Source organism: Glycomyces halotolerans (assembly GCF_054779575.1).
Map to the genome: position 1 here is coordinate 1 of NZ_BAAGXZ010000007.1, position 19,598 is coordinate 19,598.

22 protein-coding genes and 1 pseudogene are annotated in these 19,598 nt (G+C 70.8%); 7 read left to right on the top strand and 16 right to left on the bottom strand.

Annotated features, from left to right (window positions below; translation table 11 throughout):
• Positions 1 to 264: 264 nt before the first annotated feature.
• The 3 genes from ACYVL2_RS08050 to ACYVL2_RS08060 all read right to left on the bottom strand — a co-directional run bounded on the left by ACYVL2_RS08050 (position 265) and on the right by ACYVL2_RS08060 (position 3,243).
• A complete protein-coding gene (locus ACYVL2_RS08050; protein ID WP_460542014.1) occupies positions 265 to 990 on the bottom strand; it encodes a hypothetical protein in 726 nt (241 codons plus the stop codon).
• On the bottom strand, positions 987 to 1,538 hold the full coding sequence (locus ACYVL2_RS08055; protein ID WP_460542016.1) for a SigE family RNA polymerase sigma factor: 552 nt from the start codon (positions 1,536 to 1,538) through the stop codon (positions 987 to 989). The genes ACYVL2_RS08050 and ACYVL2_RS08055 overlap by 4 nt, the downstream gene beginning before the upstream one ends.
• Before the next feature lie 400 nt (positions 1,539 to 1,938).
• Positions 1,939 to 3,243 (bottom strand): glycosyltransferase family protein, encoded by a 1,305-nt coding sequence (locus ACYVL2_RS08060; RefSeq protein WP_460542018.1) that lies wholly within the window; start codon positions 3,241 to 3,243, stop codon positions 1,939 to 1,941.
• A 116-nt stretch (positions 3,244 to 3,359) separates the two neighbouring features.
• Between ACYVL2_RS08060 and ACYVL2_RS08065 the strand changes: the two are divergent.
• From ACYVL2_RS08065 to ACYVL2_RS08075, 3 genes and pseudogenes are all read left to right on the top strand, one after another.
• Positions 3,360 to 3,504 (top strand): annotated as a pseudogene (locus tag ACYVL2_RS08065) (RNA-guided endonuclease TnpB family protein); the annotation flags it as partial.
• A gap of 306 nt (positions 3,505 to 3,810) precedes the next feature.
• Entirely contained in the window at positions 3,811 to 4,788 is a 978-nt protein-coding gene (locus ACYVL2_RS08070) for a S66 peptidase family protein (RefSeq protein WP_460542020.1), read from the top strand.
• Positions 4,789 to 4,875: 87 nt separating this feature from the next.
• Positions 4,876 to 5,421, top strand: a complete 546-nt coding sequence (locus tag ACYVL2_RS08075) for a GNAT family N-acetyltransferase (RefSeq protein WP_460542022.1) — start codon at positions 4,876 to 4,878, stop codon at positions 5,419 to 5,421.
• On the opposite strand, the gene ACYVL2_RS08080 is transcribed toward ACYVL2_RS08075, so the two are convergent.
• The 5 genes from ACYVL2_RS08080 to ACYVL2_RS08100 form a co-directional block, all read right to left on the bottom strand.
• Positions 5,422 to 6,465 (bottom strand): endonuclease/exonuclease/phosphatase family protein, encoded by a 1,044-nt coding sequence (locus tag ACYVL2_RS08080; RefSeq protein WP_460542024.1) that lies wholly within the window; start codon positions 6,463 to 6,465, stop codon positions 5,422 to 5,424.
• Positions 6,466 to 6,483: 18 nt separating this feature from the next.
• The gene (locus ACYVL2_RS08085; RefSeq protein WP_460542026.1) at positions 6,484 to 7,668 is read right to left on the bottom strand and encodes a sulfotransferase family protein; all 1,185 of its coding nucleotides are present in this window, start codon (positions 7,666 to 7,668) and stop codon (positions 6,484 to 6,486) included.
• Between the two features lie 76 nt (positions 7,669 to 7,744).
• Complete coding sequence (locus ACYVL2_RS08090) at positions 7,745 to 8,227, bottom strand: NUDIX domain-containing protein (RefSeq protein ID WP_460542028.1); 483 nt, start codon at positions 8,225 to 8,227, stop codon at positions 7,745 to 7,747.
• Positions 8,228 to 8,347: 120 nt separating this feature from the next.
• Positions 8,348 to 8,773: a DUF6220 domain-containing protein gene (locus tag ACYVL2_RS08095; RefSeq protein WP_460542031.1), complete on the bottom strand. Its 426-nt coding sequence runs from the start codon at positions 8,771 to 8,773 to the stop codon at positions 8,348 to 8,350.
• Positions 8,766 to 9,803 (bottom strand): carboxymuconolactone decarboxylase family protein, encoded by a 1,038-nt coding sequence (locus ACYVL2_RS08100; protein WP_460542033.1) that lies wholly within the window; start codon positions 9,801 to 9,803, stop codon positions 8,766 to 8,768. Before ACYVL2_RS08100 ends, ACYVL2_RS08095 begins: the two co-directional genes overlap by 8 nt.
• Before the next feature lie 213 nt (positions 9,804 to 10,016).
• Between ACYVL2_RS08100 and ACYVL2_RS08105 the strand changes: the two genes are divergently transcribed.
• On the top strand, positions 10,017 to 11,153 hold the full coding sequence (locus tag ACYVL2_RS08105; RefSeq protein ID WP_460542035.1) for a sensor histidine kinase: 1,137 nt from the start codon (positions 10,017 to 10,019) through the stop codon (positions 11,151 to 11,153).
• Positions 11,150 to 11,812, top strand: coding sequence for a transcriptional regulator (locus ACYVL2_RS08110; protein WP_460542037.1), 663 nt, complete (start codon positions 11,150 to 11,152; stop codon positions 11,810 to 11,812). Before ACYVL2_RS08105 ends, ACYVL2_RS08110 begins: the two co-directional genes overlap by 4 nt.
• On the opposite strand, the gene ACYVL2_RS08115 is transcribed toward ACYVL2_RS08110, so the two are convergent.
• From ACYVL2_RS08115 to ACYVL2_RS08135, 5 genes are read right to left on the bottom strand one after another with little or no spacing between them, the layout of a single operon-like run.
• Positions 11,809 to 12,651 (bottom strand): YihY/virulence factor BrkB family protein, encoded by an 843-nt coding sequence (locus tag ACYVL2_RS08115; protein ID WP_460542039.1) that lies wholly within the window; start codon positions 12,649 to 12,651, stop codon positions 11,809 to 11,811. The genes ACYVL2_RS08110 and ACYVL2_RS08115 overlap by 4 nt on opposite strands.
• Positions 12,652 to 13,143, bottom strand: a complete 492-nt coding sequence (locus ACYVL2_RS08120) for a DUF7144 family membrane protein (protein ID WP_460542041.1) — start codon at positions 13,141 to 13,143, stop codon at positions 12,652 to 12,654.
• 54 nt (positions 13,144 to 13,197) lie between these two features.
• A complete protein-coding gene (locus ACYVL2_RS08125) occupies positions 13,198 to 13,794 on the bottom strand; it encodes an anthranilate synthase component II (RefSeq protein ID WP_460542043.1) in 597 nt (198 codons plus the stop codon).
• Complete coding sequence (locus tag ACYVL2_RS08130) at positions 13,787 to 14,104, bottom strand: hypothetical protein (protein ID WP_460542045.1); 318 nt, start codon at positions 14,102 to 14,104, stop codon at positions 13,787 to 13,789. Before ACYVL2_RS08130 ends, ACYVL2_RS08125 begins: the two co-directional genes overlap by 8 nt.
• Position 14,105: 1 nt before the next feature.
• Positions 14,106 to 15,251, bottom strand: a complete 1,146-nt coding sequence (locus ACYVL2_RS08135) for a class E sortase (protein WP_460542047.1) — start codon at positions 15,249 to 15,251, stop codon at positions 14,106 to 14,108.
• Between the two features lie 184 nt (positions 15,252 to 15,435).
• Between ACYVL2_RS08135 and ACYVL2_RS08140 the strand changes: the two genes are divergently transcribed.
• Positions 15,436 to 15,696 (top strand): cell division protein CrgA, encoded by a 261-nt coding sequence (locus ACYVL2_RS08140; protein WP_460542049.1) that lies wholly within the window; start codon positions 15,436 to 15,438, stop codon positions 15,694 to 15,696.
• 50 nt (positions 15,697 to 15,746) lie between these two features.
• On the opposite strand, the gene ACYVL2_RS08145 is transcribed toward ACYVL2_RS08140, so the two are convergent.
• Entirely contained in the window at positions 15,747 to 16,904 is a 1,158-nt protein-coding gene (locus tag ACYVL2_RS08145; RefSeq protein WP_460542051.1) for a thiolase family protein, read from the bottom strand.
• The gene (locus ACYVL2_RS08150; protein ID WP_460542053.1) at positions 16,897 to 17,412 is read right to left on the bottom strand and encodes a YbhB/YbcL family Raf kinase inhibitor-like protein; all 516 of its coding nucleotides are present in this window, start codon (positions 17,410 to 17,412) and stop codon (positions 16,897 to 16,899) included. Before ACYVL2_RS08150 ends, ACYVL2_RS08145 begins: the two co-directional genes overlap by 8 nt.
• 172 nt (positions 17,413 to 17,584) lie before the next feature.
• Between ACYVL2_RS08150 and ACYVL2_RS08155 the strand changes: the two genes are divergently transcribed.
• Complete coding sequence (locus ACYVL2_RS08155; protein ID WP_460542055.1) at positions 17,585 to 18,679, top strand: aminotransferase-like domain-containing protein; 1,095 nt, start codon at positions 17,585 to 17,587, stop codon at positions 18,677 to 18,679.
• 416 nt (positions 18,680 to 19,095) lie between these two features.
• On the opposite strand, the gene ACYVL2_RS08160 is transcribed toward ACYVL2_RS08155, so the two are convergent.
• Complete coding sequence (locus ACYVL2_RS08160; RefSeq protein WP_460542057.1) at positions 19,096 to 19,485, bottom strand: hypothetical protein; 390 nt, start codon at positions 19,483 to 19,485, stop codon at positions 19,096 to 19,098.
• Positions 19,486 to 19,598 lie beyond the last annotated feature (113 nt).

Genomic DNA, 19,598 nt, shown 5'->3' on the forward strand with positions numbered 1-19,598 from the left:
CGCTGGTGGGCCCGGCACTGGTCGAGGACCGCGTCGACCATTTCGAACGGCACGATCCGGGTCAGCTCACCCAGATGCCCTGGCGTGAACACCCCACTGGCGGCACGCACGGTACGGGATATGACAACATGAGAGAACAAGGGGCTCCTTGATGTTGAACATGGTTGCAGCACAACCGTTCTATCAAGAAGCCCCTTCTTCGTTCCCAGCGGCTAAGACCCTACTCGACACCCAAGCCCCAGCCCTAACCGAACGACATTGCGCCTAGTCCAAGGCTTCGGCGTCGGGGTCGTCGAGCCCGTCGACGATCGTCCCGGAACCGGATTCGGACACGGCCTCGATGACGAAGTAGTCGCCTTCGGACTTGCGGGCGCCCTCGTCGTGGTTGTACTGGCCCGCCAGGGTGTACTGGCCCGGCGGGAGGCGCGTGTCGTCGACCAGGACCCAGCGGTAGATCAGGTAGCCGCCGGCTTCGGTGATCTCGGCCTTGCCGAAGTAGTGCTCGGCGGTGTTCCACGATCCGGTCGACCACATGTCGTCGCGCATGGAGACCCGCAGCTCGACGGTCATCTCGGTGACCGGTTCGTCGACGGTGAGCACCATCTGCCCCTGCGACCAGTAGTCGTTGCCGTCGGCGTAGACGGAGCCGACCGCGTCGAGGCCCTCGAGCCCGTCGTCGGAGGCAGGGCGCTCGGAGACCCGCTCGGTCGGCGGCGGGCCGGTCGCCGGCCCGCTCGACTCGGGGTCGCCGGCGACCGGCGGCCGCAGCGGCGCGAGGCCGTTGCCGATGAACACGATCGCGGCGATGAGGACGACGACCGCTCCGGTGGCGATCGCCAGGTGCGGGACGCGGAAGCGCGAGCAGACCGGCGCGGCCTTGACCGGGCGCGGCTCGGACATGCCGGCGGCCACCCGCTCCCACATGCGATCGGAGTCGGGCCGGAAGTCCTCGGCGGAGTCGCGCAGCCGCCGGTGCAGTTCCTCGCTCATCGACTCACCCCGTTCCGTGCGGATCTGCGCGCGGCGCCGTCCTGGCCGCCGTCGGCGGACAAGAGCCGCCGCAGTTCGGCCAGGCCCTTGGAGGTCTGGCTCTTGACCGTGCCGACCGATACTCCGAGGGCCTCGGCGGTCTCCTGCTCCGACAGGTCGAGCGAGTGGCGCAGCACCACGCAGGCGCGCTTGCGGAACGGCAGCCGGTCCAGTGCTCTGCGCACGTCCACCACCGCCGCCACGTTCGGTTCGCTCACGGTCTCACCGGCGCCGCGCCAGAACAGGACGTTGCGGCGGCGTTCTCTGACCGTCGATCGGATCCGGCTCTTGGCCAGGTTGGCGACGATACCGCGGGCGTAGGCCCGGCGCGAGTCGGCCGACTCGGCCCGTCCCCACTGCTTCCACAGTGCCACCATCGCGTCCGAGGCGATGTCCTCCGCGGCGGTGCGCTCGCCGACGAGCAGCCACGCGAAGCGGGCCAGCTCGGCGTGGTGCCGTTCGAAGAAGTCGCGGAAGGCGTCCTCTTCGGGCGAAGCGGGGAGGTCCAAAGACGTCCTCCGGGTGCGGGAAGGGTGTAGGCAGCCGGATTCTAGCAGCGCATCGAGCGCGGGCACGTCTGTGCCCGCGCTCGATCGCCCGTCGGCGCGCCTGCGAGTCGTGGCCGGACGCGGTGGTCGGGCCAGCGCACCGACGGCATCGGCCCCGGTGGCCTCGGGGACCTCGGCGGTAGCGCGCCCGCCGGGGTCCCGATCCGTTACGGCCACCGAGCCTTCGGTGAACGCGGACGCCGGGATGGCGATGTCATCGACCCTCATCGGTTTCCGCTCTGCAGTAGATGGGTGCGACGGAGCCGGGTTGCCGCACCTTCCTGTAGTCGCCGCCGCGGCTCGGAAGGTTGCCGTGATCCGAAGAATTTTCTGGAGCGGTGGAGGTGCTGCTCAGCGTGCCCTATGAGATGGTCGGGACCGGCTCGGCGAGTCGAAGGTCGGCGAAGAGGTCGTCGAAGACCCTGACGCGGTCGAACCGCATCGCGTGCCGTCGGGCGCGCCGCGCCGCGGCGGCCCGGTCGGCCGGGCTCATGGCGACCGCCGCGTCGATGGCGCGGGCAAGGCCGCGCCGGTCGCCGGGCTCCACTTCGATCGCGGTGTCGCCGACCGCCTCGGGGATCCCTCCGGTGCGGGTCGTGATGACCGGGCCGCCGCCCGCGAGCATCTTCTCCACCAGCGCGATCCCGAAGGTCTCGACGAACTCCGGCCGCGGCTTCGACGGCAGGGCGTAGGCGGCGCAGCCGCGCATGAGCAGCGGTTTCTCCTCGTCGCCGACATCGGTGAGGAACAGCACCCGGTCGTCGTCGCCCGCTTCGGCGCGGACGTCCGCCAGCGCCGGTCCGGTGCCCGCGATGACCAGGCGGTGCGTCGCCGACGCCGCCGACGTCCGAAAGGCGGCGACGAGGTCGTCGGCCCCCTTGGCGGCCGCCACGCGCGAGAGGAACAGCAGGTAGCCGCCCGGCTCGAGGCCGCGTTCGCGCAGCGCGGCCTCGACCAGGCCGTCGCCCAGGTCGAGATAGGCGGAGCTGTCGACGGCCGGGTAGCTCACGGCCACCCGCTCCTCGACCTCGTCGGCGAAGCGGGTGCCGCACTCCACGTCGACGCGGCGGGCCGACTCGGCGATCAGGTCCCTGGTGAAGCGCGAGACCGCCAAGCACCGGTCGTTGGCCAGGTAGGTGGTGAACAGCGAGGCGGCCGCGCCCAGCTGCCCCCGGTCGATGCAGCCGCGGACCACGTTGGTGATGTCCGAGCCGACCGCCTCGGCGACCGTCGTGAACTCCGCCGGCAGCCCGGCGTCGCGCACCGCTCGGCCGGCGGCGACGACCGCGTCGGCGTGCGGGCTCAGGTACATCGACATGCACACCGTCGGGACACCGTCGCCGAACAGCTCGAACAATCGCCCCGACAGGCCCAGGAGCGCCCGGCCGTCGGGGATCCGGTAGTCGCCGACCGGCTCTGGACGCTCGACGGTGATCCCCTCCGAGTACGGCAGGACCGCGTCGAGCGCCTTGAGCGGCAGCCCGGCCCCCTGCAGCGTCTCGATCGGCCAGGTCAGGATCCGCACGTCGTCGAATCCTCTGGTGAGGGCCACTTCGGCGAGGTTGCGGGCCTCGGTGGCGTGCCCGCAGACGACCGGGTCGGCGCGGACCACGATCACCAGGCGGCGCGCTCGGTCGCCCGTGAACGCGGCACTGTCCGAAGTCATCTGAATCCTTCCGGGGAGACCCCGGCCTTGAGGCCGGGGAGGAATCGGACTCCTGCGGAGCAGGTCAGGGGCCGGCGAAGGCGATGCCCTCGCCGCCTCCCCACCCCGAATCCCTGCTGAACGCGGCCAAGAACATTCTGGCGGCCGGGCTGGCCGTTACCGCCTGCGGAGACGGTGTAAGACACTGACACCCCCTGGGTGTTGGCGCGACGGTCGATGAAACAGGAAACCCAGTCGGTGACGACTGGAATCCCCTCCCTTCAGGCAGGGGAGGAAGTCAAATCGGGAACTCCAGGAAAGCGCCGACCCGGGCGTGATCCCGGTCCGGCCGTGCTCATCCAGTTGCGTGCCGGGGATGTAGCTTTGCTCAAGATCGGGGAGCCTAAACCTCGCCTGGAGCACCGAAATCGGTTCGAATGGCGCCGCGCCCGAGCCGGGGCCTCGCTGGCGTCCACGACCTCCAGCGAGTCGGCAGTGTCGTGATAGCGCTCGCCAGCGAGTATTGCGGACCCGCCGGGGTAGCCGTACGCTGAGGCCGCTCAGGCCACGACATTGGAGGTAGGAACGATGCGACCGCTACGGCCCAGGCGACTTCACGAAGGCGACACGGTCGTCATCGCCGCCCCCTCCGGACCGGCGCTGTTCAGCCGCCGCCGCGAACTCGACGCCGCCGTCGACACCCTCAAGGAGATGGGTTTCAACCCGAGGCTGTCGGGCCTGGTCGAGTCCTCCTCGCAGCGCTACTGGCGCTCGGGCACCCCCGCCGAGCAGGCCGACGAGATCAACGGCCTGTTCGCCGACCCCGATGTTCGCGCCATCATCCCCTTCAGCGGCGGCAACGCCGCCACCGGCTACCTCGACCGGCTCGACTACGACGCCGTCCGCGCCGACCCCAAGCCGATGCTCGGCTTCTCCGACATCACCGCCCTCCACCTGGCCATCTACGAGCAGACCGGCATGATCGGCATGCACGCCGACTTCGCCGCCCCCGGCTTCGGGGACATGTGGCTCGAGGCGACCCCGAAACGGCGCGGCGAACTGTTCGACCTCTACAAAGGGCTCCTCACCGGCGAGATCGGCGAAGTGACGCTGCCGCCGTACACCGATTGGGAGACATGGAAACCCGGCGCGGCGACCGGTCCGCTCGTCGGCGGTCTGCTCGACCGGTTCGTGCGCCTGCAGTCCACGCCGTACGCGCTCGCGCCCGAGCGGTTCGACGGGGCGATCCTGTTCTGGGAGGACGTGGGCCGCAAGCTCGGGCACCTCTGGAACGACCTGCACGCCCTCCGGCTCCAGGGCGTCCTCGAGCGCATCGGCGCCATGGTCGTCGGCATCCCCTCCGAGATCGAGGGCCCCAGGGCCGAATACGGCGAGCCGACGGTCAAGGACGTGGTGCTCGACGTCATGGAAGGCATCGACACACCGGTGCTCGCAGGAGTCGACTTCGGACATACCGCACCCAATCTGCCGATGCCGATCGGGCTTCGGGCCGCCGTGGACGCCGACACCAAGCAATTGCGGCTGCTGGAATCCCCTGTCTCCTAGACGATTTCTGCATGCGCGGTCTGCAGGCGCGATTCTGTCTGCATTAGTGGTTGCTTTCCCACCGTCCTTCAGGCACGGTTGGTAGACATGAAGATCCGTACGGCAGGGCCCGCTGACGCAGACGAGATCGTGATGGTCAAGAACGCGTCCTGGCGCGCCGCCTACAGCGGCATCATCGCCGACGAGACCCTGGCCTCCATGGGCGAGACGCCTTCCGAGGCCTTCGTGATGAACCTCAGCTCGCCCCCGCCGTTCTGGCTCACCCTCGTCGCCGAGCGCGGCCCCGACGTCATCGGCGCGATCACGGTCGGCTGGGACACCCGCGAATGCGCCAGGGGCGAGGCGGAACCGGGCCGGCCCGGCGAAGTGTGGATGCTGTACGTGCACCCCGACCACTGGGGCCGCGGCGCCGGACGCGCGCTCATGCGCGAGGGCCACAAGGCCCTCGACGAGTTCGGACTCTCGCCGGTCCGCGTCTGGCTCCTGGAGGGCAACGAGATCGGTCGGCGCTTCTACGAGCGCTACGGGTTCGTATCCGACGGCGAGCGCACCGACTTCGAGGTCGACGGCCGGACCCACCCGATCGTCCGCATGAGCCTCCCGAAGGACCGGGTCGTCGACGACCCGGCCTGACTACGGCAGCCGGATCGAGGCCACCACCGGAGCGTGGTCGCTGCCGCGCTTGTCCAGGACCTCCAGGTCCAGCACCGCGATCCGCTCGTCGACCAGGACGTGGTCGAGCGTGATCGGCGGCGGGCGCAGCAGCCCGCGCAGGCGACCCCCGTCGATCGGCCGCCACGTCGCCGCCAGGCCCTCGCCGGTGGCGTCGGCCGCGTCGACGTAGCCGGACGCGATCAGCTCGCGCATCGCGTGGTGGTCGAGCGTGGCGTTGAAGTCGCCGGCCAGGATCCACGGCACGTCGGCCTCGGGCCGCGGCAGCTGCTCGAAGTCCCGTTCCCACTCGGGTATCCGCTCCCGATTGAGCGGCGCGGCGGTGTGGACGGCCATGAACCGCACCGAGGTGTCGTCCGGCAAGGTCACCTCGGCGGCGACCTGGTGAAAGGTGCCGTCCGGCTCGTACCGCTCGAGTCGTTCGACCGGGTGGCGCGAGTACAGCGTCGTGCCTTCGGCGGCCCACCCGGTCGTCGCGATCACGTGCGGCATCCGGTCCTCGAGTCCGAGCGCGGCGAGCTCGTCGAGGGCGTACGGGGTCGTCTCCTGGACGCTGAGCAGGTCGGGCCGGTGCTCGTCGACCAGGTCGACGATGTACTCCAGGTTCGCTTCGCCCACATACAGGTTCACCGTCATGGCCTTCAACTCGACTCCGGCGGCGGCCGGCTGCTCGGAGCCGATGGCGCGCGGCGCGGCGGCGACGGCCATCGCCAGAGCGAGCACGGCGGTGACCGCGACGGCCCGCCAGTGCCGCACGAGGGCCTGCAGACCGGCTCCGAGGAGCGCCGCGACGACCATGTACGGAGTGAACGCGACGGTGGTGATGAGCAGCCAGCCGGTCTCCAGCCCGAAGAGCCGGACGGCGGCATAGCAGGCCACCCCGGCGGTCCCGAGCCACGAGAGCGACCGGACGACCCGCCCGCGGTGCCACGGAGCGCGCCGCCGTTGCGGTGCTTCGGTTTCGTCCGGTCGCGCGGCCGCCTCGACGGAGAGTGGATCGCTCATCGGGCCGAGCCTAGCGGCTCACCGCATCCCGTGGACCATGCGGACGTAGTCGCCGAAGGCGTTGTCGACCATGTCGGCGTCGAGCCCGTAGTGCGACAGGCTGTACTCGTGGCCTCGCTTCATGCCCGGCCGCGCCAGCACCCGGTGCAGGTTCTCCTCGTCGTCGCCGGTCCACTCCATGTCGAGCTGCTCGAAGATCCCCGGCAGCTCCTCGTAGGGGTTGGCCGTCAGTTGGTGGTAGGAGACGTCGACGATGCGGCCGCGAGGCAGCCGGGCCCTGGTGTCGCGCCCGACGGCGACCATGTTGGAGAGCATGTCGAGCCAGTCGGCGCCGATGTCGGCCGGATCGTAGCGGCGGTTGCACAGCGCGACGCCGGTCTCCATCAGCGAGCACCACGAGCCCATGACCGTGTTCGGATCCCGGTGCGTCCACATGATCTTGGCGTCGGGGAACACCTGGAGCAGCGCCTCGATGTGCTCCATGTGATAGGGCGACTTGAGGACCCAGCGCCGCCGGGGCGCTCCGAACTGGAGGACTTGGAGCACCTGGCGGTAGTACTCGAAATCGGGCCGGAAGTCGTGCGACGCGAGCCATTCGCGGTAGCCGGGCATGCGCAGGCACACCAGCCAGTTGCGGCCGTGCGGCAGCGCGAACACGCACTCCTCGGGCCCTTCGGGGTCCATGGGGTGGATCTGCGGCAGCACCGGCGAGAAGAAGTGCCCGAATGCCGCCGAGCGCGCCGCGACCTTGCGGCGTCGCTTGCGGACCGACTCGTCGACGTCGGCGCGGTCGGTGGCCTGCAGCTCCCACATCAGCGGGGCCCGGTTGCCCTCGGGGCGGGCGAGGATCTTGTGGGCCAGCGTGGTGGCGGTGCGGGGGAGGCCGGTGACGATGATGGGCTTCTCGATCGGCTCGTCGGCGATCTCGGGGTGCTCGGCCAGCAGCCGCTTGACGCGGAAGCGGTTGGTCATCCGGCCGCGCACATCGCCGAGCGTGCCGACCCATCCCAGTCCCGAGATGGTGGGGACCGACGCGATCTCGCGGACCAGCCGGCGGTAGTCCTCGAGGAACGCCTCGTCGCCGGCGGCGGTGCCTCCGGAGTCGGCCTCGGCTTGGCGAACGGTCTTCTCGAACACGGCGTCGGGGTCGCTGCGCTGCCGTTTGGACGACGGCTGCAGCATCGAGTTGATAGGACCGACCATTCTGGATGTCCGTCGCATCGGATGCGGTTCCTCTCAAGGCGGTGAAGGGGGCTCCAATGCGAATCCTGGCACAGCGTCAGTCCCGATGGCCGCTCCGGGTGTCCGCGAAGCGCGCCAAGGCCTTCGCCAAGTGCCCGTCCAGTCCCCAGTCGATGCCCGCCTCGTCGGCCGGCCGGAACTCGCAGCGCATCCGCAGGCCGTGATCGCCGTCGCCGCCGTCGACCTCGTGGTCCCACGAGTCCCGTTGTTCGACGGTGGACATCCACGCGTAGGTCGTCACGGTGAACTCCTCGGCCGCGGCGCCGCCGCGCAGCAGGTGACTGCCGACGACCTCGCCGAATCGCAAGCCGCGCGCGCCGGTCTCCTCGCACGCCTCGCGGAGCGCCGCCTCGCCGGGCGTCTCGCTCGGTGCGGCTCCGCCTCCGGGTATCTGCACGCCGGCCTCAGGCGCGTCACGGTGCAGCATGACCAGGACCTCGACGTCGCGGCCGGGGAGTCGTCGGAGCACGTAGGCGGCGGCGCGCTGCCGGAACGGCAGGCCGGCCGGAGAAGCGGGCATCAGCGGAGTCTCCCAGTGCCCGTAGGCGTCCGCAAGCCGTTTATCGGCCCCGGCCGCCGAAGGCTCGCGGCGCCGCACCGGCGCCGCGAACCCGATCTCCCGGTCTCCTCCGGAGGTGACCTACACCGACGCCGTCTCCGGCTCCGCGCTCCCGGCCGGCTCCCGGCGCTCGGCCGACCGTCGCTTGGCCAGCATCGCGGCCCGGCCGGTCAGCATCATGATCACCAGACCGTTGATCGCGTGCAGCCCGAACACCGACTGGCCCCAGACCGTCCCGCCGACGCTCACCAGCGCGATCACCGACTGGAGCGCCACCAGCCCCAAGATCCCGGCCGACAGGCCGACCAAGCGCCCGCCGGCGCGCGCGAGCGCGGCGAACACGATCCCCAGCAGCGCCGCGATCGCGATTAGCCGCCCGTTCGCGATGTGCAGCTCGAACGCCTCGCTCGGCGCGCCGGATGCGATCGCGCCGTACCCGGCCAGGAAGAACTGCACCGCGATCAGCAGACCCAGCAGGTGCATCCAGATCCTGAAGACCTCAAGCATCGACGACTCCCTGCGATCCCAGGCGGACCTGAACGCGGTCGGATGCGTGGACGACCGCGAAGGCCAGCAGGAACACGGCGCAGTGGTCGGACAGCTTGCCCGAACGCCAATCGGCCATGTCGGCGTCGGTCACCGACCCCGGATCGAGCGCGGCGGCCGCCGCCAACCGCGCTCCGAGCGCGGCCCGTCTCGGCAGGCGGTCGAACTCCTCGAACTCCAGCGGCTCCGGCGCCAGTCCGGATCCGGAGCGGTGCACCCACTGCTCGATCATTCGCTCCACCGTTCCGGCCGCCTCCTCCTGGAGCAGTCCGCGGCCGCCCGAGGCGGTCGCGCGCAGATGCGCGAACGCCGTCCCGACCGGCGAGTCCCGGGCCCACGCCGGGACGGTCGTGTCCAGCGTCGGCCACAGCTCCTCGAGCCACTCCGGACGCTCGTCGAGCAGCGGCAGGCTCGAGCCCGGCTCCAGGTCGGCCTCCACGACCGTGCGGAACTGCCGCGAGGCCACCGAGCGGCCGAGCCTGGTGGTCACCGCCAGGTGCGGCGACCTCTCGGTCACCGACGCCCTGACCAGGCGGGTGATGATCTCGAAGGCCAGCATCGTCCCGATGAAACGCGGCGCGGCCTCGGCCTCGAACGGCCCGTCCAGACTCGGATCGGCCGCCCAGGCGGCCGGTCCGGAGTGCCCGGTCCGTCCGTTCTGGACGGCCTCGGCGATCTCCTGCTCGCCGAGCGCGTGCAGCATCATCGAATGCGCCTCGACGCAGAACCGGCAGGAGTTCTTCACCGACACCGCGAGCGCCACGGCCTCCTTCGCGCGGCGCTCGCGCGGGCCGCCGACGAGCAGCGACTCCCGCAGCAGCGCCCACACCGGAGCGAGCAGCTCGGGCGCCGGGGACAGCATCGTCAACGCCGGCCCCACGATGCCCAAGTCGGACTTGGCCTGACGGTAGACGTCGGCGAGCAGGCCCTCGGCGTGCTTGGGCCGGATCGGGTCGACGTGCCGGACGGCGGCGACGGCGCGGTCGGACATGGCGGCCTCCCTTCCGATGGGGTGGACGGCGGAGCGTCTGCCCGCCTGAGGTCGAGACTCCTCCCGGAGCGCCCGCGCGTCGTCGTCCCCGCGCCGTCATTTCGGCAGGCGCCCATCGCCGCACCACGGACGGCCGCGTACGACCACGGGCGTACGACCGCAACGGGCCCGCGGGCCGACGCGCCCGCGGGCGCCGGCAAATAGGATGAGCGAATGTCGCAACGCCAGCCGAGCCCGTTCCGCGGCCGACGGATGGACCTGGCGATCGCGGGCGTCACACTCGCGCTGTCGCTCCTCTCGGGCCTGTTCAAGACGCTCGACGGCGCCTCGATGCCGCTCTACGCCTGGCCGCTGCTGGCGGCCGGACCGCTCGCGCTGCTCGCCTGGCGCGGCTACCCGCGCGCCGTCATGCTCGTGGCCGTCGCGGCCCTGGTCGGCACGGCCCACGTCGGGCTCGGACCCGGCGTCGCCGTCGCCTCGCTGTTCGCCATCGCCTTCTCCATGTACAGCGGCCACCGCCGGCTCACCATCGGCCTGGTACTGGTCGTATCGGCCTTCACGGCCGTCGGCAACCTGCAGGCCGCCGGCTGGCAGCTCACCGCCGACGCGATCGAGCCGACGATGCTCGTCGTCGGATGGCTCCACGTCGCCATGATGGGCGGCGAAGGCCGCCGCCAGCGCGACGCCTACATGGAGGAGGCCGAACGCACCAAGCAGCAGGAGCTGCGGCGCAAGGCCGCCGACGAGCGTGTCCGCATCGCCCGCGAGCTCCACGACTCCCTGACCCATTCGATCTCGGTCATCCGCGTCCAGGCCGGCGTCGCGGTCCATTTGGCCCGCAAGCGCGGCGAGCAGCCGCTCGAGGCCCTCCTGGCCGTCGACGAGGCCGCCAAGGACGCCACCCGCGAACTCCAGGAGACCCTCACGATGCTCCGCGGCGACGAAGGCCCCCGCCTCGGGCGCGTGGGGGACCTCCTCGACCGCTACCAAGGGCTCGGATTCGAGATCGACCTGAACTGCCCCGAATGCGGCTCCCTCGACCTCGACCCCGAAGTCGACCACGCCGCCTACCGGATCGTGCAGGAGGCGCTCACCAACGCCGTGCGCCACTCCGACGGCGACCGCATCGAGGTCGCCATCACCCGCGACGCGGACGCGCTCGACATCGCCGTGGCCGACAACGGGAGCCCCGGCCCGGCCGAACCCGGCCGCGGACTCATCGGCATGCGCGAACGCGTCGACAGCCTCGGCGGCTCGCTGACGGTCGGACCCGATCTGCACGGCTTCACGGTCCGGGCCCGCCTGCCCGTCCGTGCCGCATCCGAGACGCTCGAGAGGACCGCGCCGTGATCCGGGTGCTGCTCGCCGACGACCAGCCGCTCATGCGCGGCGGCTTCCGCGCGCTCATCGACGCCGAGGACGACATGACCGTCGTCGCCGAGGCCGCCGACGGCCCCTCCGCGGTGGAACTCGCGCTCGCCCACGTTCCCGATGTGGCCCTGCTCGACGTGGAGATGCCCGGCGGCGACGGCATCGAGGCCGTCCGCGCGATCGCGGGGCGCGAGTCGCTGGCGTCCATGAGGGTCGTGATGCTCACCAACTACTCGTTCGACTCCTACGTGTACGACGCTCTGCGTGCGGGAGCCGCCGGCTACCTGGTGAAGGACACCGACCCCGAGGAGCTGCTGCGGTGCGTGCGCGCGGCCGCCGGAGGGGAGACGCTGCTGTCGCCGGGGATCGCGGCCAAACTGGTGGCCGAGTTCGTGGCGCATCCACCGGCGCGGCTGGCGGGGAAGCTGGAGGGCCTCACTTCCCGCGAGACCGAGATCGTCGCGCTGGTGGCGCGCGGGATGACGAACGCCGAGATCGCCGAGCGGCTGTTCATCAGCCCGGCTACGGCCAAGACCCACGTGCATCGGGCGATGATGAAGCTCCGGGTCCGCGACCGGGCCGGCCTGGTCGTGTACGCCTACGAGTCGGGGCTGGTGCGGCCCAAGGCCTCCGATTAGCCGACGCCCGAGGGCTCCTCCGCCTCCTCGTCGCCGATCGCCGAGACGTTGTACTCGGAGCCGAACAGCAGGACCGCGTTGGTGAGCCAGAGCCACACCAGGAAGACGATGACGCCGCCGAGGGTGCCGTAGGTCCTGTCGTAGTTGCCGAAGTTGGCGACGTAGAGGCCGAACAGGACCGAGACGGCGATCCAGAGCACCACCGCCAGCGCCGCTCCGGGCGCGCGGAAGCGGAATCCCATGCGCTTGGCGGGGGCGAGCCAGTACAGCAGGGCGATGATGATGGCCACCAGCAGGAGCAGGATCGGCCACTTCACCCAGTTCCACACGGTCACGGCGGGGCCGGTCAGGCCGACGAGCCGGCCGAGCTCCTCGGCGACGGCTCCTCCGGCGGCGACGATGAGGGCGCACACGGCCGTGAGGGCGCCGACCACGAGCGTCAGGACGAGCCGGACGATGATCACCGTCCACCATCGGCGGGTCTCGTCGGTGTCGTTGACCTCGTTGAGGGCGCGGGAGAACGCCCCGACCCAGTTGGAGGCCGCCCACAGGGCGCCGAGCATACCGACGACGGCCATGACGCCGGCGGCGCGCGGGCTGGTCTGGAGTCCTTGGACGGCGGTCTCGATGATGTCCATGCCGGCGGAGGGCACCACGCTGCGGGCGCTGTCGAGGAGTCTGGTGGTGGCGCTCTGGTCGAGCATGCCGATGAGGGAGGTGCCGACCAGGAGCGCCGGGAAGATCGACAGCACGGAGTAGTACGTCAGCGCCGCGGCGTCGTCGAAGCGGTGCTCGGAGATGAAACGCTTGCCTGCGGAGGTGAACGATCGGCTTGCCATTCACCCACTCTGCCATCGGCGGGTGCGCGGTGGGCCTAAACGGACGATCCGGTCGTCCTCGTCGGTCATCGGCTCGGCGTCGGGCGCGACCTGGGTCGCCGCGGCCCAGACGATGAACACGTCGGCGGCGATGACCATGGTCGCCCACAGCGGGAATTGGGCGGTGAGGAAGAACTGGCTGGCGGCGGAGACGACCGCGACCAGGAGTGTCAGCGCGACTTTGGCGCGCAGCCGCCGCATCCGCTTGGTGGCGCCGAGCAGGCACAATCCGATGAGGATCGCCGCGCAGCCGATGGCCAGGCTCGCCCATCCCCAGCCGGCGTCGGCCGAGCGGTACCAGTAGCCGCCGGAGAAGACCAGTGCGTCGCCGCCGGCGATGGCCGAGCCGATGGCGAGCTGCCAGGCGCCGACCAGCAGCATCAGGACGCCGGCGACGGCGAAGCCGCCGGCCGGTCGGTGCCGGGGCCCCGGGCCCCAGTCTGCTCGGTTCACGTGTTCCCTGTCCTCTGCGTGCCCGCGTGCTGCCGTGCCGTCACCGCCGTCGACTCAGGTGGCCTCGCGGCAGAGGTCGGGCAGGCGCTCGAGCCAGTTCTGCAGCAGGGCGCTGCCGTCCTCGGTGAGGATCGACTCGGGGTGGAACTGGACTCCTTCGACGTCGGCTTCGAGGTGCCGGAGGCCCATGACCACGCCGTCGGAGGTGGAGGCGGTGACCGCCAGCGGAGGGGCGACGGTATCAGGCTCGACGGCCAGCGAGTGGTAGCGGGTGGCGGTGAGGGGGTTGGCGCAGCCGGCGAAGAGTCCCTCGCCGTCGTGGTGGATCGGCGAGGTCTCCCCGTGGCGCAGTTGCGCGGCCCGCGAGACGGTCGCGCCCCAGTGCTCGGCGATGACCTGGTGTCCGAGGCACACGCCCAGGATGGGGACGACTCCGGTGAAGGCATCGAGCAGGTCGTGCCCGAGGAGGGCCTCCTCGGGGCGGCCGGGGCCCGGTGAGAGGAGGATGCCGCCGGGGCGCAGCGACACGGCCTCGGCGACGCTGGTCCGGTCGGAGCGGCGGACCTCGACGCGGGCGCCGATGGCGCGCAGGTAGCTGACGATGGTGTGCACGAAGGAGTCCCGGAAGTCGACGACCAGGACGCTACCCATCGCCGTCCTGGGTCTCCGCGCCGTCCGGAGGCGCCGCGGTCTCCCAGTCCTCGGGGTCGAAGCCGGGGTCCCGGCAGTCCACTCCGGGCGTGCAGGTGGATTGGTCTCCGGCGGGGTCGTCATCGCCGCCCTCCTCGTTCTCGACCGGCGAGCCGCCGTCGACCTGGATGTTGCTCCAGGGCATGTGCGGGCGGACCGCCGGGAAGACCGCGAACCACAGCAGCGCGAACATGCCGACCGTGAGGGCCAGCGATCCGGCGATCTTGCCGGGCAGGCCTCCGGGGATCCTGCGCCAGATCCATCCGTACATGTCAGGCCTCCGGATTGATCGCTTCGTCGGGCAGTTCGCCTTCGGGGTCGCGTTCGTAGGTCTCGGTCAACTGGCTGAAGACGACATAGCGCTCGTAGTTGTCCCAGAGCGGGTGGCAGGTGAACATCGTGAGCCAGTAGTCGTCGGGTCCCGGTGCGACGCCGGGCTGTCGCGGGACGGGGGTGAGGATCTCGACTTGGGTCTCGTCGACCACGACGTGTTCTTGGACCTCGTAGACGTAGAAGTACTCCTTGGTCTCGATGACGACCTTGTCGCCGGGTTCGAGGTCGCGGATCTTCTGGAAGATGGCGGGCACGTTGTGGCCGGCGAGGGTGAAGTTGCCCTGCTCGCCGGGATAGGCGCCGTCGAGGTGCCGGCCCGGGGCGTACTCGATGTCGGACAGCTCGGTGCCTTCGACGAGCGTCCAGGACTCCGGGCGGATGTCGGGCGCCCACATGCGGGCGAAGGCGTCGCCGAGCTCGGGGATCGGCGCGCCGTCGACGCTCTCCTCGGCGACGGCCTCCTCGTTCTGCTGCCAGGCGATGTCGAGTTCGCTGGAGAGGGACTCCTGGTTGTCGTTGATCTCGCCGGAGACGCCGAAGACCTCGTAGGCGGCGTAGAGCAGGACGATGACGCCGAAGGTGATGAGCGTTTCGCCGACGCCGCGGACGGTCCTGCGGACCCCGGTGGCCACGGCGCCGCGATGGCGTTTGACCGACTGCTTCTTGCGGGTGGCGCTGTCGGCGCCGGCCGGGGCCGGGATCTCCTCATCGGGGATCTGCGGCAGGATCGCGGTGGCGTCGGGGGCGGGGATGAGGCTCGGAGCGCTCTTCTTGGCGGCCGACGGCGGCCGTAGCGGCGCGGTCTGGTCGTGGGGCGCCTCGGAGCCGAACGGCGCCGCGCCCGAGTCGGTCGGCGGGGCGACCGCGGCCTTGCCGGCGACCGGTCCGGCCGACGGTCCGCTCGTGGGCGGTGCGACGGCGGCCCCCGCGGTGAACGGCTCGGACGGCGGCGTGTACGGGGAGGGCTGGGCTCGCGGCGGCGAGGCGGTGACCGAAGGGGGCACACTGGCCCGGCCGGGTCCCGGGGACGGTCGCCGCGAAGGAGGTGATTCCTCCGCGAACGGCGACCACTCCTGATTGCTCACCTGCGACTACGCCTCCGTCGGATCATGTGAACGGCTCGCTTGGAAACGGCTTCGTAACCTTAACTCCTAAGGCCAGCCTAGGGTTGCGTCCGGAGTTCAAGTATCGCCCGAACGGGCAAAGCGGTGTGTACCGACGCTCACGGTACCCTGGATCCGGATATGTCCCTCAGTTGGAGAGTCGTCGATGCCGAAGTCACGCGTGCGTAAGAAGAAGGTCTACTCGAACCCGGGCGGCCAGTCGTCGCAGACGGGCGAGAGCTACGAGCCGAGCCCGCTCTGGGTGCCGATCACCGCCGTCGCGCTCATTGTGATCGGGATCGGCTGGCTGACGCTGTACTACCTGTCCGGGCAGGCCTACCCGGTGGCCGCCTGGGGTTACTGGAACCTCGCGGTGGGCTTCTCCTGCATGGTCGCGGCCCTGCTGGTCCTCTCCAAGTGGAAATGACCCCCGAACCGCGACCCTATATCCTATAGGATATTTCCTATAGGGTTCGGCTAGAGCAGCTCGAACACCGTCGCGTTGGCCATGCCGCCGCCCTCGCACATCGTCTGCAGGCCCCGGTGCGAACCGGTGTCCAGCATGTAGTGCAGCAGCGTCGTCGCCAGCCGCGCCCCCGAAGCCCCGAGCGGATGGCCCAGCGCGACGGCGCCGCCGCGCGGGTTGAGCCGCTCTTCGTCGGCGCCCGTCTCGGCCAGCCAGGCCAGCGGGATCGAGGCGAACGCCTCGTTGACCTCGAACACGTCGATCTCGTCCAGGTCCAGACCGGCGTGCCGCAGGATGCGCGCCGTGGCCGGAATCGGACCGTCGAGCATCATCACCGGGTCCGAGCCGACCACCGTCGAGGCCGCGATCCGCGCCAGCGGCCGCGCCCCGAGCCGGCGCGCGTGCTCGTCGGTGGTGATCACCAACGCCGCGGCCCCGTCCGAGATCTGCGAGGACGAGCCGGCGGTCACCGACCCGTCCTGCTTGAACGCCGGCCGCAGCCCGGCGAGCTTCTCGATGCTCGTGTCCCGCCTGATCCCCTCGTCGGCGTTCATGCCCGCCAGAGGCTCGATCTCCTCCTCGAAGGCGCCCTTGGCGGTGGCGTCGGCGGCCTTCTCGTGGCTGGCCAGCGAGAACTCGTCCATCGCCTCCCGGCTGATCCCGTATCGCTCTGCCACCAGCTCCGCCGCCACGCCCTGCTCGAACGGCATCGGCGCCTCGGTTCGGATCCGGTCCCCATAGCGCCGGCGCACCGCGGGCCCGTACGGCTCCCCGGCGCCCGAGCCGACGTTCGCGCCCATCGGGACGCGGGTCATCGACTCCACGCCTCCGGCCACCACCACGTCGGCGTGCCCGGCCAGCACCGCCGCCGCGGCGTTGCCGATCGCCTGCTGGCTCGAACCGCACTGCCGGTCGATCGTCGTTCCGGGGATCGTCTCGGGCCACCCTGCCGCCAGCACGGCGTTGCGGGCGACGTTCCACGACTGCTCGCCGACCTGCGACACGCAGCCGAGCATCACGTCGTCGACCGCGTCGGGGTCGATCCCGGACCGCTCCAGCGCCGCCTGCAACGCGTGGGCGGCCAGATCCACCGCGTGCACGCCCGCCAGCACGCCCCCGCGCTTGCCGACAGGGGTGCGCGCCGCGGCCAGCACCACCGCCTCACTCATTGCGGTACACCGGCGTGATCAGCCCGCGGGCCAGGACGTTGAAGGTGATGTTGAACGACCCGACCGCCATGGAGGCGTCGGCGGGCACGTCCAGCTGCTGCCGCAGGGCGTGGACGGCGAAGATGTAGCGGTGCGGGTAGTCGCCGGGCGGAGGCGCGGCCCCGAAGAAGCCCACCTTGCCCGCGTCGGTGCGCAGCTGCACCGTCCCGGACGGCGGATCGTCGGCGGCGCCGGTCGGCAGCTCGGTCACCGAGGAGTCGAGGTTCAGCATCATCCAGTGCCACCAGCCCGAACCGGTCGGCGCGTCCGGGTCGAAGCAGGTGACGGCGAACGCCTCGGTCTCGGTCGGGAAGCCCGACCACGACAGCTGCGGCGAGACGTCCTGCCCGGCCGTCTGGGCCTCGGGGAGCATCTCGCCGTCGGCCACGTCGGTGGAGGTCACCTCGAACGACGGAACCTGCGGTAGGAAATCGTACGGCCAGGGAGCTTGCGGACGGTCGAGCGTCATCGTCTCGTCTCCTCCTAGAAGCGATCCAGCGAACCCTCAGGGGCCCAATTGAACCCCCATATCAGCACCGTATCGTGCCCGAGGCCGCCATGCGAGGCGCATCGGCGTGGCGGGCCTCCTCCCGCGAGGAAGCCGCTCGACGATGCGCCGGTCACCCGCATACGCTGATGGCATGCCGAACACCGACGTCATCTCATTCTCCAGGGGCGCTCCGTCGCTCGACATCGTCGACACCGAAGGTCTCAAGGCCGCCGCGGCGGCCGCGCTCGACGCCGACCCGGCGCGGGTCACCGGCTACGGCACCGCCGTCGGCTACCCGCCGCTGCGCGAGTGGATCGCCGCCAAGCACGACGTCCCCGTCGAGCAGGTGCTCATCACCAACGGGTCGATGCAGGCCGACGCCTTCCTGTTCGACGAGCTGGTCGAGCCGGACTCGCCGGTGATCGTCGAGCGTCCCACCTACGACCGGACCCTGCTGGGCCTGCGCAACCGGCGCGGGCGGCTCCACCCGGTCACGGTGCAGGCCGACGGCCTCGACGTCGACGAGCTCGAAGGCATCCTCAAGAGCGGGGTCAGGCCGACGCTGGCCCACATCATCCCGAACTTCCAGAACCCCGCGGGCGTCACCCTCTCGGGCGAGAAGCGCCGCCGGCTGCTCGAACTGGCCGACGAGTACGAGTTCACGATCTTCGAGGACGACCCGTACCTGGACATCCGCTTCCGCGGCGAGCAGTTCCCGACGATGCTCTCCGAGGACTCGAGCGGCCGGGTGGTCTACGCCTCCTCGTTCTCCAAGACCGTCTGCCCGGGCCTGCGCACCGGCTACCTGGTCGGACCGGCCGACCTCATCGCTCGGATCGCGGGGGCCGCCACCAACACCTACATCGCGCCGAACATGTTCGCGCAGGCCACGATCCACCAGTTCGCCGCCTCAGGGGCGCTGGACCGCTCGATCGCGACGGTCAAGGCCGCGCTCGAAGCGCGCGTCGACCAGCTCTCGGCGAGCCTGCGCGCGCACCTGCCGAACGCCGAGTTCGTCGTCCCCGACGGCGGCTACTTCCTCTGGGTCGACCTCGGCGAGGGCGTCGACTGCGCCAAGGTCGCCGCCGCGGCCGCCGACCAGGGAGTCCAGGTCGTCAAGGGCACCGACTTCGTCGTCGACGGCGGCGAGAGCTGCCTGCGCCTGGCCTACTCGGCCGTCGCGGCCGACCAGATCGACGAGGGCGTGCGCCGGCTCGCGAAGGCCGTCGAGGCCAGCCGCGCCTGAACGGCACGGAACGTAGCCGCATCGGCACTCCTTGTCGACATTGGATGGCGGTTATGCGACATGGCGTATAACCGCCACGGATAAACCCTTCACATCCGGCCGGTCGGACGCCAGAATCGGAGTCGTGAACCGCGGCGGTCTCCGTTCCCGGAGCGGCCGCGCGGAAGGACCGCAATCCCGCCCCCATTGGCGCCGGACCGGTGGACTCGCCCACTCCCCCCCGGGGCGAGACACCGGTCCGGCGTTCAATTTCCCCGCCATCGCGCGGCGAACGGGCGGGCCCCGCCGGGCGCTTCGCCCGACAGGGCCCGGCCTGATCGGATTCGTTCACTTGTGGGCCGGCGACCGGAACGGTCCCGACGGCATGCTCGCCACCGGTCGAACCCTCTCCGTCGCCCCGAGCCGAATGCGGACGCTCAGCGCGACGCTCGCTCGACCAGCTCCTCATTGATCTGCTCGTCGGTGATCTGCGGCTGCCCGCGTCTCTCAGACTCCTGGGAGTCGTCCAGCAGCTCGTCGGCGAGCAGCGACTCGCCGATCGTCTCGGTGCGCTGGCGGTACAGCAGATACGCGAGCGCACTACCGACGGCGACGCCGGCGCCGATGGCCCCCGCCACCCAAGGCCACCTGGCGGAGCGCTGCTTCCTGATCCCGGTCCGCTCGAGCACGGCGTAGACCCGCGGCGTCGCGGCGTCGCGGGTGCCCCGCGCGGCCGCCGCACCGGCATTCCTGATGTAGGACATCCCCTGGCTCAGGTTGTCCCTGACCTCTCGGACCGGAGTCGCGGAACTTCGGCTGAAACCCATCGTGATTGCCTCCTCTAAGTATCCGTAAGTCTCATGTTGCACTGCGTTGTGACGCCCGTCGAGGGAAACGGGGGAGAAAGTTGGAGCAACCTGCCGGGTCTGGCACCATGGAC